Source organism: Bradyrhizobium sp. G127, from assembly GCF_021502575.1.
Taxonomy (GTDB): Bacteria; Pseudomonadota; Alphaproteobacteria; order Rhizobiales; family Xanthobacteraceae; genus Afipia.
Genome location: NZ_JAKFGN010000002.1, coordinates 1,511,711 through 1,528,945, shown reverse-complemented (window position 1 = coordinate 1,528,945; position 17,235 = coordinate 1,511,711). Strand labels below are relative to the sequence as shown.

At 56.5% G+C, this 17,235-nt stretch carries 15 protein-coding genes; 9 read left to right on the top strand and 6 right to left on the bottom strand.

Annotation, left to right across the window (positions count from 1 at the left end; all coding sequences use genetic code 11):
• Positions 1 to 503: 503 nt before the first annotated feature.
• From LVY71_RS19350 to LVY71_RS19325, 6 genes are all read left to right on the top strand, one after another.
• A complete protein-coding gene (locus LVY71_RS19350; protein WP_235101449.1) occupies positions 504 to 2,219 on the top strand; it encodes an SIR2 family protein in 1,716 nt (571 codons plus the stop codon).
• Positions 2,216 to 2,803 carry a hypothetical protein gene (locus LVY71_RS19345; RefSeq protein WP_235101448.1) on the top strand — a complete coding sequence of 196 codons (588 nt, stop codon included), beginning with the start codon at positions 2,216 to 2,218 and terminating at the stop codon, positions 2,801 to 2,803. The genes LVY71_RS19350 and LVY71_RS19345 overlap by 4 nt, the downstream gene beginning before the upstream one ends.
• Positions 2,800 to 5,229: an AAA family ATPase gene (locus LVY71_RS19340; protein WP_235101447.1), complete on the top strand. Its 2,430-nt coding sequence runs from the start codon at positions 2,800 to 2,802 to the stop codon at positions 5,227 to 5,229. Before LVY71_RS19345 ends, LVY71_RS19340 begins: the two co-directional genes overlap by 4 nt.
• A 134-nt stretch (positions 5,230 to 5,363) precedes the next feature.
• A complete protein-coding gene (locus LVY71_RS19335) occupies positions 5,364 to 6,815 on the top strand; it encodes a Wadjet anti-phage system protein JetA family protein (protein ID WP_235101446.1) in 1,452 nt (483 codons plus the stop codon).
• Positions 6,802 to 7,533 carry a DUF4194 domain-containing protein gene (locus tag LVY71_RS19330; RefSeq protein WP_235101445.1) on the top strand — a complete coding sequence of 244 codons (732 nt, stop codon included), beginning with the start codon at positions 6,802 to 6,804 and terminating at the stop codon, positions 7,531 to 7,533. The genes LVY71_RS19335 and LVY71_RS19330 overlap by 14 nt, the downstream gene beginning before the upstream one ends.
• Positions 7,526 to 11,005, top strand: coding sequence for an SbcC/MukB-like Walker B domain-containing protein (locus LVY71_RS19325; RefSeq protein WP_235101444.1), 3,480 nt, complete (start codon positions 7,526 to 7,528; stop codon positions 11,003 to 11,005). Before LVY71_RS19330 ends, LVY71_RS19325 begins: the two co-directional genes overlap by 8 nt.
• On the opposite strand, the gene LVY71_RS23090 is transcribed toward LVY71_RS19325, so the two are convergent.
• Positions 10,912 to 11,136, bottom strand: a complete 225-nt coding sequence (locus tag LVY71_RS23090; RefSeq protein ID WP_502797596.1) for an Sjogren's syndrome/scleroderma autoantigen 1 family protein — start codon at positions 11,134 to 11,136, stop codon at positions 10,912 to 10,914. The two genes, LVY71_RS19325 and LVY71_RS23090, sit on opposite strands and share 94 nt — an antisense overlap.
• A 335-nt stretch (positions 11,137 to 11,471) precedes the next feature.
• Between LVY71_RS23090 and LVY71_RS23085 the strand changes: the two genes are divergently transcribed.
• A complete protein-coding gene (locus LVY71_RS23085) occupies positions 11,472 to 12,179 on the top strand; it encodes a Wadjet anti-phage system protein JetD domain-containing protein (RefSeq protein WP_502797606.1) in 708 nt (235 codons plus the stop codon).
• Between the two features lie 86 nt (positions 12,180 to 12,265).
• A complete protein-coding gene (locus tag LVY71_RS19315) occupies positions 12,266 to 13,108 on the top strand; it encodes a pPIWI-associating nuclease domain-containing protein (RefSeq protein WP_235101442.1) in 843 nt (280 codons plus the stop codon).
• Between the two features lie 145 nt (positions 13,109 to 13,253).
• Here the strand turns inward: LVY71_RS19315 and LVY71_RS19310 are convergent, their stop codons facing one another.
• The 5 genes from LVY71_RS19310 to LVY71_RS19290 form a co-directional block, all read right to left on the bottom strand.
• Positions 13,254 to 14,792, bottom strand: coding sequence for a recombinase family protein (locus tag LVY71_RS19310; protein ID WP_235101557.1), 1,539 nt, complete (start codon positions 14,790 to 14,792; stop codon positions 13,254 to 13,256).
• Positions 14,779 to 15,309, bottom strand: a complete 531-nt coding sequence (locus LVY71_RS19305) for a DUF2924 domain-containing protein (RefSeq protein ID WP_235101441.1) — start codon at positions 15,307 to 15,309, stop codon at positions 14,779 to 14,781. Before LVY71_RS19305 ends, LVY71_RS19310 begins: the two co-directional genes overlap by 14 nt.
• Complete coding sequence (locus LVY71_RS22985; RefSeq protein WP_349629909.1) at positions 15,309 to 15,518, bottom strand: DUF3489 domain-containing protein; 210 nt, start codon at positions 15,516 to 15,518, stop codon at positions 15,309 to 15,311. Before LVY71_RS22985 ends, LVY71_RS19305 begins: the two co-directional genes overlap by 1 nt.
• Before the next feature lie 237 nt (positions 15,519 to 15,755).
• Complete coding sequence (locus tag LVY71_RS19295; RefSeq protein ID WP_235101440.1) at positions 15,756 to 15,977, bottom strand: hypothetical protein; 222 nt, start codon at positions 15,975 to 15,977, stop codon at positions 15,756 to 15,758.
• Between the two features lie 134 nt (positions 15,978 to 16,111).
• Entirely contained in the window at positions 16,112 to 16,378 is a 267-nt protein-coding gene (locus LVY71_RS19290; RefSeq protein ID WP_235101439.1) for a helix-turn-helix domain-containing protein, read from the bottom strand.
• A 213-nt stretch (positions 16,379 to 16,591) separates the two neighbouring features.
• On the opposite strand from LVY71_RS19290, the gene LVY71_RS19285 reads away from it, so the two are divergent.
• Positions 16,592 to 17,161 (top strand): hypothetical protein, encoded by a 570-nt coding sequence (locus LVY71_RS19285; RefSeq protein WP_235101438.1) that lies wholly within the window; start codon positions 16,592 to 16,594, stop codon positions 17,159 to 17,161.
• Positions 17,162 to 17,235: the final 74 nt, after the last annotated feature.

The window sequence follows — 17,235 nt, the reverse complement described above, 5'->3', positions numbered from 1 at the left end:
TAAAATTCTCTTGAGAAATCAAAGGGCATTTTGCAACTGGGAATGTGGCAGTTCGAATCCTCCCACGACAGCCATCCAGTGCGTGACTTGGAGAATTTCTCTCTTAGTTGCGAGAAAGCGCCGCCAATGGCGGGCTTTTCACGCGAGGTCATTCTCTACAGAGACCGTTTTTCCGCCAGCGCGCCTGTAATCGACTAGTATTCTCCGGCCGTCTATCAAAATATTCCCGTTTTCAGAGAATCTAGGCCAGAGACGGGTTCGATAGCACTGAGTGCTGGCCAGAATTTCCGTCTCAATTGCGCCTCGCTTATCGATACGCGAGATGTCTGCTTTTGACCCTTTTCCGACATTCAGTGCAGCGCGACCATCCCCCAAAGGCGGCTTTCGCGAGCGTCCCCCATCGATCGTGCAGGTAAAGCCGTCGGTCGTGCTAACGAGCGCGACCTCCTTGCAATTCTGTAAGTCTTGGCGATGATGGGTAAATCCTTCGGGGGTTAGGTATTTTGGTCGCACTGCCCGCAGGCGTTACTGCCGCGAACATATCGATTTCGACGGTTCTTGAACTGCTTGATGGTCCGTTCAAGGAGACTGCCGACGGCATTGCCAACGGCAAATATGTTTTCTGGCTAGGGTCGGCGATCTCGAAGGAAAAGGTCGATGACCTTGGCAAGATTTGTCACAGGATTCTAAAGCACCTGTGGGACAAGCGAGCTGCGGAAGGTGGCGCGGGCGCGTTCACTATCGCGTTCGATAAGGCGATCGGACTGGCGGGCTTGAGCGCGGCAGAGAAGGCGAACATCGATTTCGCAACATCTCCTGAAACCTGGGCGACGATCGACGATGTGGTGGGTAGGCTCATCAGAAGATATTCTGATCTGCTCGCCATTGTCGTTGCTGGCAAAGACGTCGACTACCTGCTCTGGGAGGTTGTCGATGTTCCAGGCACATACGCCAACGCCGCGACCGAACCTGACTGCGAACACGTGTGTGTCGCAGTTCTCGCGCTGGAAGGGTTGTTGGCAAATGTCGCAACAGCCAACTGGGATGGCCTTGTCGAGAAGGCGATTGGGCAGCTATCGGCTGGTACCGCAGGAATGATGTCTGTCTGCGTGACGGCAGAGGACTTCACAGCCGGTGCGTCGCGGACGCGTCTCATCAAGTTCCACGGATGTGCTGTCCGCGCGAAAGAGAATACAGCGGCTTACCGCCCATATCTTGTCGGTCGCGGGCCTCAAATCTTGGGATGGACCACCGATGACAACTACAAAATGATGCGTCGGGAACTCGAGGGACTAGCGAGCAAGAATCCATCGCTCGTCGTTGGTCTCTCAATCCAGGACTTCAACATCAAGGCGGTGTTCGCCAAGGGCAACAGCCTTAAGCCGCATGCCTTTCCAACACACCCACCTGCCTACGTGTTTGCGCAGCAGGAACTGGGGATCGATCAGGAGCAATTGCTTCAATACGTCTATGGTGCTCAGTATGCCGAGCATCAGGTCGAAATAGAAGAGTCGGCGAAACTGCCTGCATACTCGAAGCCGCTGTTGACGGCGCTTGTGCTGAGCATGCTGACCAAAAAGCTCACTGCGTATTCTGACCGCGCGACTGCGCCGGGATTTGGCGCAGCGGACCGTGAGGCGATCGCAAAGGGTGTGTTGGCCCTGCGTGATCGTATCGCCAAGGGCGGCGATGCTGACCGCCTGGCCTTCGTGAAGGCCATCGTCCAGCGAGGCTCCCAGCTGCTCAGTTCGTTCAGGGGAACGGCTTACGCTGGCAATGGCACTTTCGCCGGGTTGGGTGTGCTGCCTGTGTCTCAAATCGCGGGAGATCCCAACCTTGGGACGACAGGTTTGCCGGAGCTAGCAAACGCTGCGGGAATCCTCGGCCAGATCATCAACGACAAGTGGACGATGTCTGTTGGGGACGCCGGCGCTGTTGAAATCGACAATGCGGGCGCAAAGCGCAAAGTGTTCGTCGTCGCCACAAGTGACGCAGCGGCCAGTCTCGTGCTTAACGGAACGATTGATGAAGAGGACCCTGATACTGTTGTCGTTATCTGCACGGCAGCGGCTCCGCGTATGAAGCGGAACCCGTCATCGGCCCCCGGAAGAGTTCTTGATCCGGACGCGGCAACGGATGTTGCGGTGCGATCGATCCTCCAGTCGGCAGCAAACGCGGACGATGCTGTGCAGCTGTTCAGGGAGCAAGCTGGACTATGACTTTGAGCCCGTCAGTAGCCCTTATTGTAGACATTCTGGTTAACGCTGGATTCAAGTGCCTACCGAGGCCGTTCAAGGTCGGCAGTATCCCTTTTGAGTTTGCGGCGATGCTGGTTGGCACAGATAGGTCACCTGACCTCATCGTCATCATCGACACGGTGACCGAGAAAGAGGAGCGGGCACGTCAGAAGATTGGAGGGTTGGGTCGAGCGCTTGATGCGGTACAATCGCGTCGACCAGTGACTGCGATCATCACTGGTCCAACCCCCGGCGACCAGACGCTGGAGTCCATCTCCAAAGTCTGTCGAGTTCTGCCAGTTGGCACGCCAACGGGACCATCGGACGACAATCTCCTTCGTGATTGGTTGGCGGTCCTTTTGCCGCTGCAAGTGCCGGACACGTCGGCGGTTGCAGCGGACCCCCTGGTCAACCTGCGCAATCAAACAGACGAACTAGGAGTGCTCATATTAGGCACTGCTCCGCGAGGGGCGCGTGCCGTTCAGGATGCCTTGCGCCAGCGTCTTGAAACACCTCTCACCGCGACGATGTCGGCGATGTCGGATAGCAGCGGGGACTTGATATGACCGTTCTTGATCCAATTGAAGGTCTGGTCATCCAGAATTTCCGCAGCATTCGCGGCACGGTGTCCGTCCCGCTTGACGCTCCCATCGTTCTGATCCACGGCACTAACGGCGCCGGTAAGACCAGCGTATTGTCTGCGCTGGAGCTAGCGCTGACCAGAGAAATTCCTGCGATGAAGCGGGATGATGAGATCTTCGAGCGCTTCCTGGTCCACCAAGGTCAGAAGAAGGCTTCTGTGTCGCTGGCGGGCAAAAACAATGTTCCGCTGAAGCAAGGCGCGATAACGGTTGAGGGAGGCGTGGTCAGTGGGACCGCGTTCCTCGATGGTAACGATGCGCAGTTCTTTAGCAATCGTTGCATGCTTGCCCAATCCACCTTGAGCCGCCTGCTAAAAATCTATCAGGACGCTGATCCCAACAAGGAGTCGGCCCTAACGCATTTCGTGAAAGACCTTCTGAGGCTGGACCAGCTCGATGCGGTTATTGACGGGCTTCAACCTGTTGGTGACGTTCGTAATGTGCGAAAGCTCGCGCCGGCGTACAAGGACGCGGAAGACCTGAAAAAATCGAAGGAAGCTGAGCGTTCGCGCCTGCTGCGAGAGCGTTCGGATGTTTCGCAACAGCTCGCAAGTGAGCTCACGAGTCTACAAGATGAACTCGACGTAGCGCTGCCGGGCCGCAAGGCCGACCTGCAATCAATCGAAGTGTTGCGCGATGAGTTACGGCAACAAGACGCAAGCCATCGACTGCTGGACGAGCGCGGTCGGCTGAACGAACTTCAGTCTGTCGAGAGAGCGTGGTCGAGTATCCAGAGCGCCGGTTTGGTTCAGCGTGCAGAGGTTGAGGATCGCGCGGGTAAGGCGGCAGTAAGTGCTGGCAATTGGCGTGAGACAACCGGCGTTGAGCTAGAAGCAATTTCCGTTGCGCTCCGTGAAACATTCCCCGATCTTCCTTCTTGGTCATCGACCAATCCGGATGTCGCCTATGCGTCTGCTCGCCAACGCCTCGAAGAAGAGCTAGCTAGGTTGAAGGGTCTGTTGTCGACGGATGACGAGAACCTCGCGTTGCAGAAGCAGGCGGCAGAGGCCCAGGCACAGGACGAGGCCCGGCTCAAGATCATTTCGTCGCAGATTGCCGAAATTTCCAAAACGTCCGGCCAGATTGCAGCGGCGCTGGCGGGCATTCTCCCGCACATACATGATAACGAATGTCCGGTGTGCGGTCGCGACTTCGACGAAGTCTCGAAAGAACCATTATCTGCTCACGTGCAGCAGCATATTGCCCAGATAACGGCTGATGCGGCGCGCCTTGGTCAACTGTCCAACGAGCAGACTTCGGCTACCACACGGATCACCACGACAACTCGGCGGCTTGACCGTCTGCGCTCTGCCATCCTTTCGGATGACACCAAGCTACAGACCAAACGCTGGATTGTTTCGCTAACGGAGTGTCAAGTAGCGCTCGTGCGAATTTCCGATACAGTGGCGGTGGGTGCGAAATTTCTCTCCGACGAAGCTGTGGCATCGCGCGAGCTTGGTCGCTTCCGGGAGAACGATCGGCTTTCTAACGAACTACGCGGCAGTGCATCACGCATCAGCGAAGCCTTTGGCGGCAAGCCGATAGGTCAGTCGGATCAGCTCGGGCAATTCCTGACGGAACTTCGACAGGCGATCACAGCGCGTGTGGAAGGTCTTCAGCGAGTCCAGCGAGGACTCGAAACGGCAATAACTCGATGCGCGCTCATCCTTAGGCTGCGCTCTCAGCGGGACACTGTCGCTGGCGATATTGCTCGGCTCGATGGCGACATCGAAAAGCTGGATGACGCATTCACTGTTGCAGACGCCGACCGTAAGCGTGCAAAGGAACTTTCCGATATCGCTCGTAGGGCAAGAACGGATGCCGTGCGCAACGTGTTCAACAACTCCCTGAACACGTTGTGGCGCGATTTGTTTGTGCGCCTTGCTCCAACTGAGCCCTTTATTCCAGCGTTTCGAATTCCGGTGGATTCGGCCGAAATCAGCGCGACTCTGGAAACTCTTCATCGCAAAGGAATGCCCGCCGGCACGCCGGGTTCAATGTTGAGTTCCGGAAATCTCAACACGGCAGCGCTAACGCTCTTCCTTGCCCTTCATTTCTCTGTCGCAACCTCACGGTTGCCGTGGCTGGTGCTCGACGATCCTGTGCAAAGTATGGACGAGTTGCACATCGCCCAATTCGCGGCGCTGTTGCGAACGATATCGCGCAATCAGCATCGTAAGATCATTGTCGCCGTCCACGAGAAGCCTCTGTTTGACTACCTGGCGCTCGAGTTGAGCCCAGCCTTCGAGACAGACAAGCTCCTCACATTGGAGATCCGTCGGGGTATAGAAGATGATACGCAGGTAATCCCGCGGTATCTGCCCTACCAAAAGGACGCTGTGGCGGCCTAATCGGTCGGGTCATTTGGCGATTCGGAGCGCGCCGACCTTGCTGTATTTGTTGTTTTTGTTCACACCTGCTCTCATAGGTTGCGGGAACAATCCTTTCGCGTCTGCCCGCCGACTTGCTTGATCAGGGGCGTTTCATGACCGAGGAAGAAGCCCACGAAGCGCGCTCTCGAATATTTGGCGGGCTACCGCCGGATATCTTTCGCATTTTTTCTGGCGAGGCACGTTGGTTCTACGCCGATCTTTTGGAGCACATCGACCAAGATGTTTTCGGAGATATTCCGGGCGTCGTTTCGCGACAGGAAATGACCCAGGCGATTAGGGAATTTATCGACCGTCAGGGCCGTAACGTTCAACTCAACGATGAGGTGCCGCATGCGCCGGCAGCGGAGACCGCAGATGCCAAAGCCATCGTTGCGTACCGGCGGCTCCTTGACACGGGGTGGCTAACCGAATTTCGGGATCGCTACCGCCGCGTTGTCGATATGAATGCTAACGGACGCCTCATTCTAACAATCCTACTGGAAATCAAAGCAGGACGAACGCGCTCCTATGGCGGGGAAGTCTTGCAAGTTCTGTTGCAGCTCGAAGGAGCCGATAAAGATCCCGAGAACAGGTCGGAGGCCGTCCGTAACGCGCAGCGGTCAGCTAAGTCTTTTATGCATCACTTGCGCTCGATCTCAAGCGCAATACGGCAAATTGAAGAAGAGCTGGTCGGCCAGACCGATATGCGGACCCTATTCAGAAAGTTCTTCGACGATTTCGTCGAGCATTTCCTGATCTCAGATTTTAAGCGGCTGAAGAGCTCAACCAATCCTTTCCGGTTCAGACGTAAGATTATCGACACAGCGGAAGGCATTCTTGCCAACGAAATAAGGATGACTGTCCTCTCCGAGGCATACGTCAAGGAGGGGCGCGGCGAGAGTGTTGAAGATGCGTATGCGCTAGTTACTCAAGAATTGCGCAACGTGATATCGGTATTTGAGCGGATCGGAGACTATCTCGAAATTATCGAGGCAACGAACCAGCGGCTTGAACGACGAATTTCTAATACCCTACGATTCATGGACCGCATCGCGGAGACGAAGACCGAACGTGTGATCGAGGCGTTAGCCAAGCTCGGCGATCTGGCTGGTTCCTCCTCGCTTGAGCTATCCATCCCGCATAACCTTCTTCCGGAACAAGCAGTGATCGGCAGAGAAGACCTCTATCAGCACAAACGTGGGCGGGAAGTCATAAAACCTCGAAAAATTCGGCGTGAAGCACCGGATCCAGCATTTCTTGCCTATCGCGCGGCGCTTGATACCTACCGGGGCCGCACAGCAATCACAGCTGCAAAAATGACCGCCTATCTCGACACCGCTTTCGGCGAACTGCGAGAGTTGCAAGCGGCCGACATGCCTCTTTCGTCGCTAGATGATTTCTTCATTTTCGAGCGGCTTCGTACTTTGCAGCAGATCGGCGACGGCGCTCTAGCGCGGCACTACGCTATCGAAATCAAGCCCACACAATTCGAGAATGAGTGGATCTCGTGTCCCGACTTCGTCGTTCGTCGCGTGGGAAAGGTAGCGTCGCATGCTGGAGCTTGACGAACTTCGCGACCTTCTCGAAGGTCGGCGAGGCACCCCGCCCGTCGAGAAGGTCGATATCGAGACCGCGATTCAAGCGCTCCTTGCCCATCAGATCATTTATCCGGACACAAGCCTGCTTCGGCGAGAAATCTACGACCTCATTCGCCGTCACAGCACATTTTTCGAGCGGTACTTCGGTGCGATGGGGGTGAGCATTGTCATTGAGCCGCCGACCGGAATGATCGCGCTGGTCCGGGGCCAGAACCGGTACGGCTGGCAATTCTCGCGTCTCAAGAAAGACGAGACTCTTGTCCTGCTTGCGCTGCGTGTTGCCTATGACGAAGGCTTGCGAGCGGGCATTATGGATGAAGTCGGTCGGGTTGAGACCAACACCGACGAGATATTCGACCGAATCCGGACGCTTGGAAAGGCAGATCCACCGATTGAGTCCCGGCTAGAAGAAATCCTGAAGTCGTTGCGGCGGCGAGGAGCTGTTCTGTTGCATGATGCGGATCGTGTCGAGCGACTTACCCCGGTTACGGTCCTCCCCGGCATAGGCATTCTTGTCGATGATGTCTTTACCGCCTCTGTTGTGAAGTGGGTGGAGCTGGGAGCGCCTGAAGAATTCCTTGCTTGGAGTGCGCGCGAGCGTGACTCAGCTGTCGCGCCGGACAGGGCCGGATCGTCACCGGAACGGCAACGTCTCGATCCAGACGAGGCATCTTCTGATGTATGAGCTCACGCGCCTTTCGTTCCACAATTGGTATGTTTTCGAGGTTCTTGACCTTGATGTGGGCGGCATGATCGCCGTCATTGGACCGACAGGAGCGGGCAAGAGCGCGATCCTCGACGGCCTTCAGGTGGTCATTACAGGTAATAACGGGAACTTCATCGACCTTAATCCTTCTGCCGGCGAGAAAAGCGACCGCACGGTGCTGAGCTATTGCCTTGGCCAAGTGAGTGATTTCGATCGTGGGGCACCCAAGCGTGAGCGGTGCGAGACGGTTCTCGCTCTTACGTTTCGCGATACGGTTACGGACGAGCCGTTGACCATCGGCCTGCTTCTACATGCGGATCATAGCGAGCGAACGGAGTCGTCGCGGGCGCTGTTCATTGCGCGGGGCTACGCATTCTCGTTTGAAGATTTTATCGAGCGCGATGAAGACGGCGACGAGTTCGTAGTTTCCCATGACGAAATCATCGAGCGGCTGAAGAAAAACTGGGGCAAAGCGCTTACGCTGCACGCTCGATCGACGCAGTTCGTCGCCGAGTACCTGGCCGCTATGCGGCCGCGCTCATCACCGGATGCGCGCCTCTTTCTGCGCAGCTTCAATAACGCCGTCCTAGCCAGAGAAATCCGCGACCCTACGGACTTTGTGAGGCGCTTCGTGCTTGAAGCGGATCCCCTCAATGTCGAGCGCATCCGCTCGTCTATTGAAACATGGCGGTCGATGGAAAATCGCGCTGAAGAACTCGAAATGGAAATCAGGGCAATACGCCTTATTCGAAGTCGCTTCGCGACATGGGCGAGGCAAACGCTTCAAGCGCAAACGGAGGAATATATCGCTAGCGCCTCGGAGTGCAAGCGGCTGGAATTTGAGATCAGGGAACTAGAGAAGGAAAAGGATCGCGCCGATGAAGAGAATGCATCGTTTAATCGCTTGATTGCCAGTCGCACCGGCGTGGTCGCGGAGAATCACGACCAGATCATTCGCAAACGGACGATGCTTGCGGGAGGCGAAGGTGCATCGAAGATTCGAGCCATTGAGGTCGAGGAACGGGTTGCCAACGACGATAAGGCACGCGCCATTGCATCATTCGACAGCGGCATGAATGAGTTTCGGCACATCTCTCAATTTTCCGCGATACGTCAATTCGTACCAATTGTGCATCATGGGGCCATACAGGCAGCGGCGGAGCTTGTCCGCGCCGCCAGCGAACATGCCACGGAGCGGCTTGTAGCTGAAAGCGAATTGTTGGCGGACACGGCGCGGCGCGCGTTGGCAATCTTGGGGGTGCGTGCCTCGCTCGCGCAGCAGCGCGATATCCGAATCGCGGAAATTGCCGAGGACCGTCAGCAGCTAGATAATCTGGAGCAGTCGCTTCGCGGCACGAACGACGGACGCGGAAGCGTGCTTTCGCCCCACGTGCGGGAATTTATGAGTGCTCTCGCGCTAAACGATATTCAAAGCAGCGCTCTTCCAGATGTTGTGGAGATCGCTGACGAATCGTGGGCTCTCGCCCTGGAGATGCTTCTTGGACCGAACCGAGAAGCGCTGATTGTGCCGGAGTTGCAGCTTGAAAGCGCGTTTGACTATCTTTGGCGGCATCGTTCAAGCTTGCACGGTTGCCGGATTGTCAATACGCGCAAGACCCGGCGGGGTTCGAATCGCGCCCTGCCACAGCGATCGATTGCGAACGTGTTGCGGACCGATAACGTTGATGCGCGCGCCTTTGTCGATACCCAGGTCGGGCGCTATGTCCGCGCTGATACTGAACAGGAATTGCAGGATTACGATCACGCCATCACGCGCAACGGCAAGACGACTGCCGCGCTTTCACTGCGGGTATTTAGCGATTTCAGTCCTATTCTTGGAAAGACGGCGCAAACTGCGGCGCTGGCATCCGCGCAAGCAAAGCGGACCCTCCTTCGAAACCAGATCACTGAGAAGGATCGGGAACTGAAGATGCTCGACAGCGCGGTTACGTACCTCGCGGGACTGGAACGTAAGGATGACGTTGTATCGCAGTTGCGAGAAGCAGCGGAAAACGTCAAGCGGGCCGAAGCGCGGCGAACAGCGCTCCTGAAGGATCGGGAACAGGTCGAAGATCCCAAGAGCCAAGCCCTTCGGCTGGAGATAGAACGCATCGAAAGAGAGACAGCGGAATACGAAAAAGAAATAAAAGAGTTGCGTGAAAAAGAGCGGACAAGCAGTACGCGTTCAATTCGGGCCGTCGAGCGGATCACGGAGCGTCAGGACGCCGTCGCGAAGATGTCGCTGGCTGCTGAAGCAATTGAGCGAGAACAAGCCACCGATCGCATGACGAAACTGATCGCTTTCGCAGAGGCAGGAGCCTTTACGATCGACGAGGCTCGGACGACACTGGGTATGCAGGTGTTTCAGAAGCGCGGCGAGGAGGTGCGATTTCTCGCAGAGCGCCGCGATCAAGCAAGGCAAGCCGCTGAGGAATATGCGCGGCTTGCGCGCGACAACGGTACGCGTGCCCTACGCGAATTTGGTGAATACGTTCGGCAGTATATTCAAGGTCCAAGTCCCCTTCCGGAGGATGCCGGCCATGCTGAGCATTGCTTCTGGTGCGCTGCGCGGGAGGTGCGGCTCGAAGAACATGAACTCCGGCCCCACCGCGAGAAAGTCATTCAGGCGCGTCATGAATTTGAGGCAGCGCTTAAGGAAGACCTGCTCGCCAAAATGTCCGATCGGTTTGAGAAGATAAAGACGCAGCTCGATATTCTGAACAAGAGGCTCGCCGCATATTCGTTTGTAGGTCAAAAGTACTCGTTCAAAAGATACATATCCGCGGACTTCAAACCGCTCTACGATCTCGTGAAGCGCATTATCGGAAGCCAGGATGCATCATTTGCGGCGTTGGCGGATAAGGCAAGCACAGCCGACGACGAGATGAAGCGCGCGATGGCGCAAGTAGAGGAGATCGTTACGCGCGATCAGGATACGCGCCGCTTGGAAGACTACAGGAACTACTTCGAGTTCGAGCTGTTCCTGGAGAATCAAGCGGGTGAACAGCAAGCGTTCTCGAAGTTGGTTGGGCTTTTATCGGGAGGGCAGCGTCAGGCGCCTTATTATGTGGCCATTGCCGCCAGTATGGTGTCCGTTTACTTCCCCAAAGGGGGACGCGATGGCAGTACAGAAGGCATGGGTTTGGTCGCCTTCGATGAAGCCTTTAACAAGTTGGATATCGGTAACACGCAGAATCTTATCACGCTTTACCGTGATCTCGGGCTCCAACTGGTCATCGCGGCACCCGAGATTCATCGCGCGACGTTCCTTGAATCAGTGGACTGTATCATCTCGGTGACGCGCATGAGTGGCACGGATCGCGTTGCCGTGGATGCCGAGCGAATTGGTCCGAGAGCTCAGGCCGAGATGCAGGCAGCCAATCCGGAGCATCGCGGCGTGGAATGGTTCAGGACAGAGAGCGAGCAAGCGACGCAAAAGGCAGCGGAATAACGTGAGCGCAGGTAAGGCACGCGACATTTTGGGCATTCTTCTCGATCGGGTAGAACGTGTCCCAGACAGGACACGCCAACCGGCTGAACGCGCGCCTGCCGACTTCCCTTCTGCAGCGGAGCGTGCGGCATTCGACCGGCTTCTTGCGGATGCAGAACGCCAAGGCGCCATCAGCGTGGTCAAGGGCCGCGGTGAGGCGCAGCATCTGACCGAACGTATCCGATTGAGAGATGCCGCCCTCCTTTACGAGTTTCTTGGCAGGATTCCGGCGGTCGAGCGTGCAAGAGCAGCGGTATCCCGACTGTGGGCGTCTGTGGCACCAAAGCACACCGACGCAATACGAGCGCGAGACAGTATTATCGACGGATGGCTGCGGGGAGAGCGGCCGTTCTCGATTAGTTTTGAGCAGGCGGATCAGGCGGTAGAATTCATCACAGCTCTGGATGCCGTTCTTGCGCGAGATCCGATGGACCGACGCGATCTTCGAACGTATTCCGGGCAAACCACAGGCAATACCAAGCTTCTGGAACGGTGCGCATCGCGGATCATCAATTTCCTGAAGCAGATTGGAAAACTCGATGCCGATCTGTCTGACAATGAAGCCATGGCTAGCCTGGGCTTGGAGAAGTTTTCGCAGCCCGTCTTAATGGCCGGTCCGGTTCGTCTCGCGGGTGTGGATTTCGCGGGCTTGGTTTATGTGGGGCTTCCTCCTGAACAGGCACCAGCGATCGAACCAGCGGGTGCGATCCGATCGATCCTCACGATCGAAAACCTCGCGAGCTTCAATCGGCATGTGCGGGAAGCGCTGCAGGTCGACGACGTGGTCGTCTACACCGGTGGTTTCCCGTCGAGGGCAGTCGCAGCGGCGTTGGTAGCGATTTCACGGTGGCCCGGAATCTCGCGTATCCATCATTGGGGAGACATCGACGAAGGCGGCCTGCGTATCGCGCTACATCTAACGTCCCTTGTATCAATTCCGGTTCTGCCCCATCTCATGAATCCCGCTTTGGCGCGTCTGCACGGAACCCCCGGCAAGGCGTCGCGGAAAATCGATCTGCTACCAGGCCACCCGTGGCAATCCCTGGCTATTTTCTTGGGAGGCGATGATGCTCGATTTCTTGAACAGGAAAAAATCGATCCGAAGCCCATTGCCACCGTTGAAGCTGTCTCATGATTAGTCTGAGGCCAACTAACAAGCGAATATTGGCATCAAATACACAGCAGTGGCTCGAAATATGGCCTTGGTAATGCGGACTGTAAATGCCGAATGATGACTTGGTAAAGCGGCTCGAAGGCCGGCTCCAGGATGATTTTTCGCGAGATTTGCTACGCGGAGCGATCGCTGCGCTGGACCAGGAAAACGTTGCGACAAGGGCTCAGCATTTCTCGGTAAGCATGCGCGATCTCAGCGATCACATGCTGAAGCAACTGGCTCCGGATGACGATGCAATCGAATCATGCGCTTGGTACGAGCAGCACCCGCAGCTGGAAGGCCCAACTCGCCGCCAACGTGCCTGCTTTGCAAGCCGCGGTGGCTTGACGGACCAATTTTTAAAGGGCGGACTAAAGCTCGATCCGAAGGAATTCCACGCCGAGATTGGCCCTGCATTTAACGAGTTGAACAAGCGTACTCATCTAAAGCCTGATACAGTTATTAGTGATCCAGCCGAACTCGAAAATCTCGCAAATGAAACCATCAGCGCGCTGCTCGAGATCTTTGAGGTGACCGAAGACGTCCACAGAGAGGTTATAAGCCGGATCGAGGGGCATCTCTATGATGAAGCAGTCAAGGCTTTCATAGACGAAACAATTGACAGCCTTGATCTGGTCGCCGGACATTATGAGACTGGGGGTGTCCTCTACGATGAAATGCGCGTTCTGAGCATAGATGGCGATATCATCCGCTATGAGATCACCGGTAACGTTGATGTCACGTTGCATTACGGATCGGGGTCGGACGCCGCAATGATCGAGGAGAACTTCCCCTTTGTCTGCACGACGGCGGCCACCATAGCCGAGCCCATTCAGCTCCTTTCAAATCAAACCGAGGCGAAAGTCGACACGAGCTCGTGGCGTGGGGAGCCAGAGGAGGACGACACGTAGTGCCCGTGGGGCGGAGACACTACAGCCTAAGATGATTAGAGCCGCCTCTAACAGCGGACGGAGCGATGACAACGTATTGATGAATGTCTGCTTTTGGTATGAAATGGACCTTCAATATTTCATAACATCGGGTGTGCGAATCCGATCAAAACCCCAAGGTGCGGCATTGCCCAGACCAGGCCAAAGGCAGCGTCTTTGGAATCCGGGCCAGCGTGATGGTTGGCGGTTGATCACCCGTCAGAATGGCCTGGGTAATGGAAGGCGCCAGAAACGCATAGCGCAGCTCCTGCCGAACGACTTTCGGATGGAGTTTGACCGACGTGGCTATCGCCTCGACGCTGTCGAATTTGCCCAACTTTAGATCCCGCAGCCAGGCATGCGCACGAACAATTGCCTGCAAAAGCTTTGGATCTGGCTGATCGGCATAGTTCGAGGATGGCGCCAGTGCGGGACCGTTCTTCACTGAGGCTTGCCACGGAATCTCGATGGTTTGTGCATTGTCTGATTGCAGGCGGATCGTGATCTTCTTGGGATGCACGACGACGTCAGCAACGGAATCCACGACAAGATGTCTGAGCTGATCATCGGGAGTCTGCACGTCGAGTGCGAGGTGCTCCCGGATCGCCGTGATGACCAGGTTCTCGATGGCCTGTGCTGGAATCCGGGCAACGGAGCCGGCTTGAGTTTTTCTGCCGCGCATAAGTGCACGTGAAATATAGAACCGATAGCGAATGCCGTTCTTCACCGCAAAGCTCGGGCTCATTCGGTTGCCTCGATCATCGAGAATCTTGCCGGCGAGAAGGGCCCCGCTAGTTGATCGACGGGTTTGCGTGGTGACGCGATTCTCGGCGAGCAGCGTCTGCACCTGATCGAAGGTCTTGTGATCGAGAATGGGCTTGTGCTCGGCCGGATACCATTTGCCGTCATGATGCACCTCGCCGAGGTAGACGCGGTTCTTCAGAAGATGGGCGAGGGGACCATAGGTGAAGGGGATGCCGCCGCGATATTTCGGCGCCTTGGTGTAGCGCCGTTTGGTGACGATGCCGCGCTGGTCGAGATTCTGGACTAGGCGGCCGAAGGATTTCAGAGCGATATATTGCCTGAAGATGGTACGGACGGTTTCGGCTTCCTTCAGATTTATGACGAGTTTCTTGTCTTTGGCCTCGTAGCCGAGGGGAACAGTCCCGCCGGTCCATTTGCCTTTGCGGCGGGAGGCGGCGACTTTGTCCCGGACACGCTCGGACGCCAGTTCTCGCTCGAACTGGGCAAAGGACAGCAGCACATTCAATGTCAGCCGTCCCATAGACGAGGTGGTGTTGAACTGTTGGGTCACAGCGACGAACGAGATTGACTTCCGATCGAAAGTCTCGACCAGCTTGGCGAAGTCAGCGAGCGATCGGGTCAGGCGGTCAATCTTGTAGACGACAATGACGTCGATCAGACCGGCCTCGATGTCTGCCAGAAGCTGCTTCAGGGCAGGGCGATCGAGATTGCCGCCGGAGAACGCCGGATCATCATAAGGCTGAGGTAGAACACGCCATCCCTGTGAGGCCTGACTCTTGATATAGGCCTCACATGCTTCCCGTTGAGCATCGAGCGAATTAAACTCAAGCTCAAGGCCGTGTTCGGTGGATTTGCGGGTATAGATGGCGCAGCGAACCGGTTTCATATTACTTGCGGCCACGGCAGGCTCCCTTTCTGCCCTTTTTTGCCTCGACCGTCTTGCTTGCTTCTTTGCTTCTCGTCCGCAGTCCAAAGAACTTCGGGCCATTCCAACGCGTGCCGGTGATCCGATTGGCGATCTCCGAGAGGCTGGTGAAGACCTCGCCTTGGTAGGCGAAGCCCTTGGCTAACACTGTGACCCTGTGCGTCTGTTCGTTCCAAATCCGCACCAGTTCCGAGCCGGGCTTGATCCGCTGCGGCACCTCTAGGCGACCTGTCTTCCCGGAAGCCATGGATCGTGTGAGTTGGCCAAGTAGCTTCTTCGCTTCGCGCGAAAGGCCGCCGTAGGTCTTCTCTTGAATCTGCTGGGAGATACTTCGCCGCAGCAGGTCTGGCCCAAATGCCCGGGGAGGTTCGGATCGGAATAGCTCCCGATATCTGATCCGCAAGTTGGCGATAGGCATGAAGCCGAGCTGTTTTAGCTCGGCTTCCACCCCCGGATCGATTGGTCGCCCGCTCGATAGAGAACGGGTGAGCATCACTTCGAGCCCGCAGGTTTTCCAATCCGGTAGCGGCGCTCGCCACCAACCTTGTCGGAGGTCAGATTGAGCTTCAGTTTCTTGCGGACGACTCCGGCAAAGAAGCCGCGCACCGAATGTTGCTGCCAGTCGGTGGCCTTCATGATTGCCGCGATGGTACTCCCGGACGGAGCGCGCAGCAGATTGAGCACCTTGTCCCGTTTGGACATGGCCTCATTGGGCGTCTTCTGAGCTATTGGCTTGTTCAATACAACCGGCGGCTGAGCCTTCAAGGCCGGTTTCGTTGATCGCTTTGGTGCCGGTGAGGATTTACGCGTCGTCTTGCGAGGCTTTCGATGATCGGTAGGCATTTCGGCTTCTCCTGCGTGTAGGACAGCATCCTGAGCTGCCACGGCCGCGAGCCCGCCATTGCTGACGGGCAGGGGAGCCTTCAGGCTGAAGAAAGACTAGTCGCCTGACAGTCGCTTGAGCAGGCAGGCCGCCTCGTGCAAGCGGCCTGCGTCATAGAAAATCCGATCGAGATCCATCGACACCGAGATCGCCTCATCGACGCTACCGGCCTGAGCGCAAACGTCGGCCGCCTTGGCGACGCGAGAAGCTTCGATCGTGCGTTGGTGAACTTCTGTGAGAATGCTCTTGATGGCGGGATCAATATAACTGCGGTCCATGCTCAACTCCTTGCTATGGGTGCGCACAGTGACGCTCCGTATGGCGGGGAAGTCGAGCGGAAGTGCGAGCAATCTTGTGGCGAAGTTCGCCCGGTTTGGATCACAAGATGATCATGCGGGGAATATTCAGCCGTTCAGCGCCGTTTCTTGGCCGGGGGAGGCACTTTTCCGGCGAGAAAGTCCCGCAAAAGCTTTAGCGGATCTGCACCAAGCGCCTTTGCAATGGCAATAAACTCGATCACGTCGAGCCGGCGCTGGCCAGCCTCATACTTGGCAATAAAGGATTGTTCCACATCAAGCGCATCGGCAAGCGCCTGCTGGCTCATGTCGGCCTTGTCCCGGGCCGCGACCAGAAAACTGATGAGGCGCGCGTAATCTGCGGATGTGAGGGTCTTCTGCATGTGCCGCCAGAGCCGTGAATCGGCGGCAAGCAATTTGATCCCGAAAACGGATTATCCCAAAATAGGATTATATTAACTGAGGTTGGCGATAGTGCACGGGCAGTCGAAAGCGTCGTGGACTTCCGCCCGCTGGGAAGCGATGTGCTGTCTGCCCACGCTGAGCGGTTCATTACGCGGCGGGAGGGCACATTAACACTGGTTGAGAGAGGTCCCATGAATATTGCGATCAAGGCAGCCTTGGGCTGCGCGCTTGGATTCATCGTTGTCGGAGCCTTGGTTGGCGGCGGCCGCAGTACTGCTCCACCAGCCCCGAGCGTACCTCTTCCGTCAGATCAAGTTCGGTTTATGGCGGCCATCAAGCAGGCGCGATCCCAATTCACGTCTGCCCCGAATGAACTAGCCGCAGGCGGATTCCGCAATATCCGACAGCAGGCGATCTGCAGCGCATTGAACGGCCAGAGCGCATCGGGATGGATCGGAAAGGTGGCCTATCTTTCCACCAATGGCGATGGCAAAGGTGTGATTACGCTCGAAATTGAGCAGGGCCTGCAGGTTTCAACATGGAATAACGCTCTGTCGGACTATTCTGATAAGACCCTGATTGATCCCGACACGCAGTTCTTTAAATCCCTCGCCGCTATGAAGCGTGGGGACACAGTACGGTTCTCGGGAGCGTTCTTTCCCTCGAACGTGGATTGCGTGGCAGAGCAAAGCGTAACCTTGGCAGGCTCAATGAAGAGCCCCGTCTTTACGATGCGGTTCTCATCAATCCGGAAGCTTTGATTACGATAGTGGCGTTATATCTTTGCGCGCGCTGCTAGCTAAGAGCTGTTTCTTCGACGCCGGCTGTGCGCAAT

What these genes read in the sequence shown, in the direction of transcription:
- LVY71_RS19345 (WP_235101448.1), top strand. Translation starts at nt 2,216, where the DNA reads ATGACTTTGAGCCCGTCAGTAGCCCTTATTGTAGACATTCTGGTTAAC.
- LVY71_RS19340 (WP_235101447.1), top strand. Translation starts at nt 2,800, where the DNA reads ATGACCGTTCTTGATCCAATTGAAGGTCTGGTCATCCAGAATTTCCGC.
- LVY71_RS19335 (WP_235101446.1), top strand. Translation starts at nt 5,364, where the DNA reads ATGACCGAGGAAGAAGCCCACGAAGCGCGCTCTCGAATATTTGGCGGG.
- LVY71_RS19330 (WP_235101445.1), top strand. Translation starts at nt 6,802, where the DNA reads ATGCTGGAGCTTGACGAACTTCGCGACCTTCTCGAAGGTCGGCGAGGC.
- LVY71_RS19325 (WP_235101444.1), top strand. Translation starts at nt 7,526, where the DNA reads ATGTATGAGCTCACGCGCCTTTCGTTCCACAATTGGTATGTTTTCGAG.
- LVY71_RS23090 (WP_502797596.1), bottom strand. Translation starts at nt 11,136, where the DNA reads ATGCCGCACGCTCCGCTGCAGAAGGGAAGTCGGCAGGCGCGCGTTCAG.
- LVY71_RS23085 (WP_502797606.1), top strand. Translation starts at nt 11,472, where the DNA reads ATGGACCGACGCGATCTTCGAACGTATTCCGGGCAAACCACAGGCAAT.
- LVY71_RS19315 (WP_235101442.1), top strand. Translation starts at nt 12,266, where the DNA reads ATGCCGAATGATGACTTGGTAAAGCGGCTCGAAGGCCGGCTCCAGGAT.
- LVY71_RS19305 (WP_235101441.1), bottom strand. Translation starts at nt 15,309, where the DNA reads ATGCTCACCCGTTCTCTATCGAGCGGGCGACCAATCGATCCGGGGGTG.
- LVY71_RS22985 (WP_349629909.1), bottom strand. Translation starts at nt 15,518, where the DNA reads ATGTCCAAACGGGACAAGGTGCTCAATCTGCTGCGCGCTCCGTCCGGG.
- LVY71_RS19295 (WP_235101440.1), bottom strand. Translation starts at nt 15,977, where the DNA reads ATGGACCGCAGTTATATTGATCCCGCCATCAAGAGCATTCTCACAGAA.
- LVY71_RS19290 (WP_235101439.1), bottom strand. Translation starts at nt 16,378, where the DNA reads ATGCAGAAGACCCTCACATCCGCAGATTACGCGCGCCTCATCAGTTTT.
- LVY71_RS19285 (WP_235101438.1), top strand. Translation starts at nt 16,592, where the DNA reads ATGAATATTGCGATCAAGGCAGCCTTGGGCTGCGCGCTTGGATTCATC.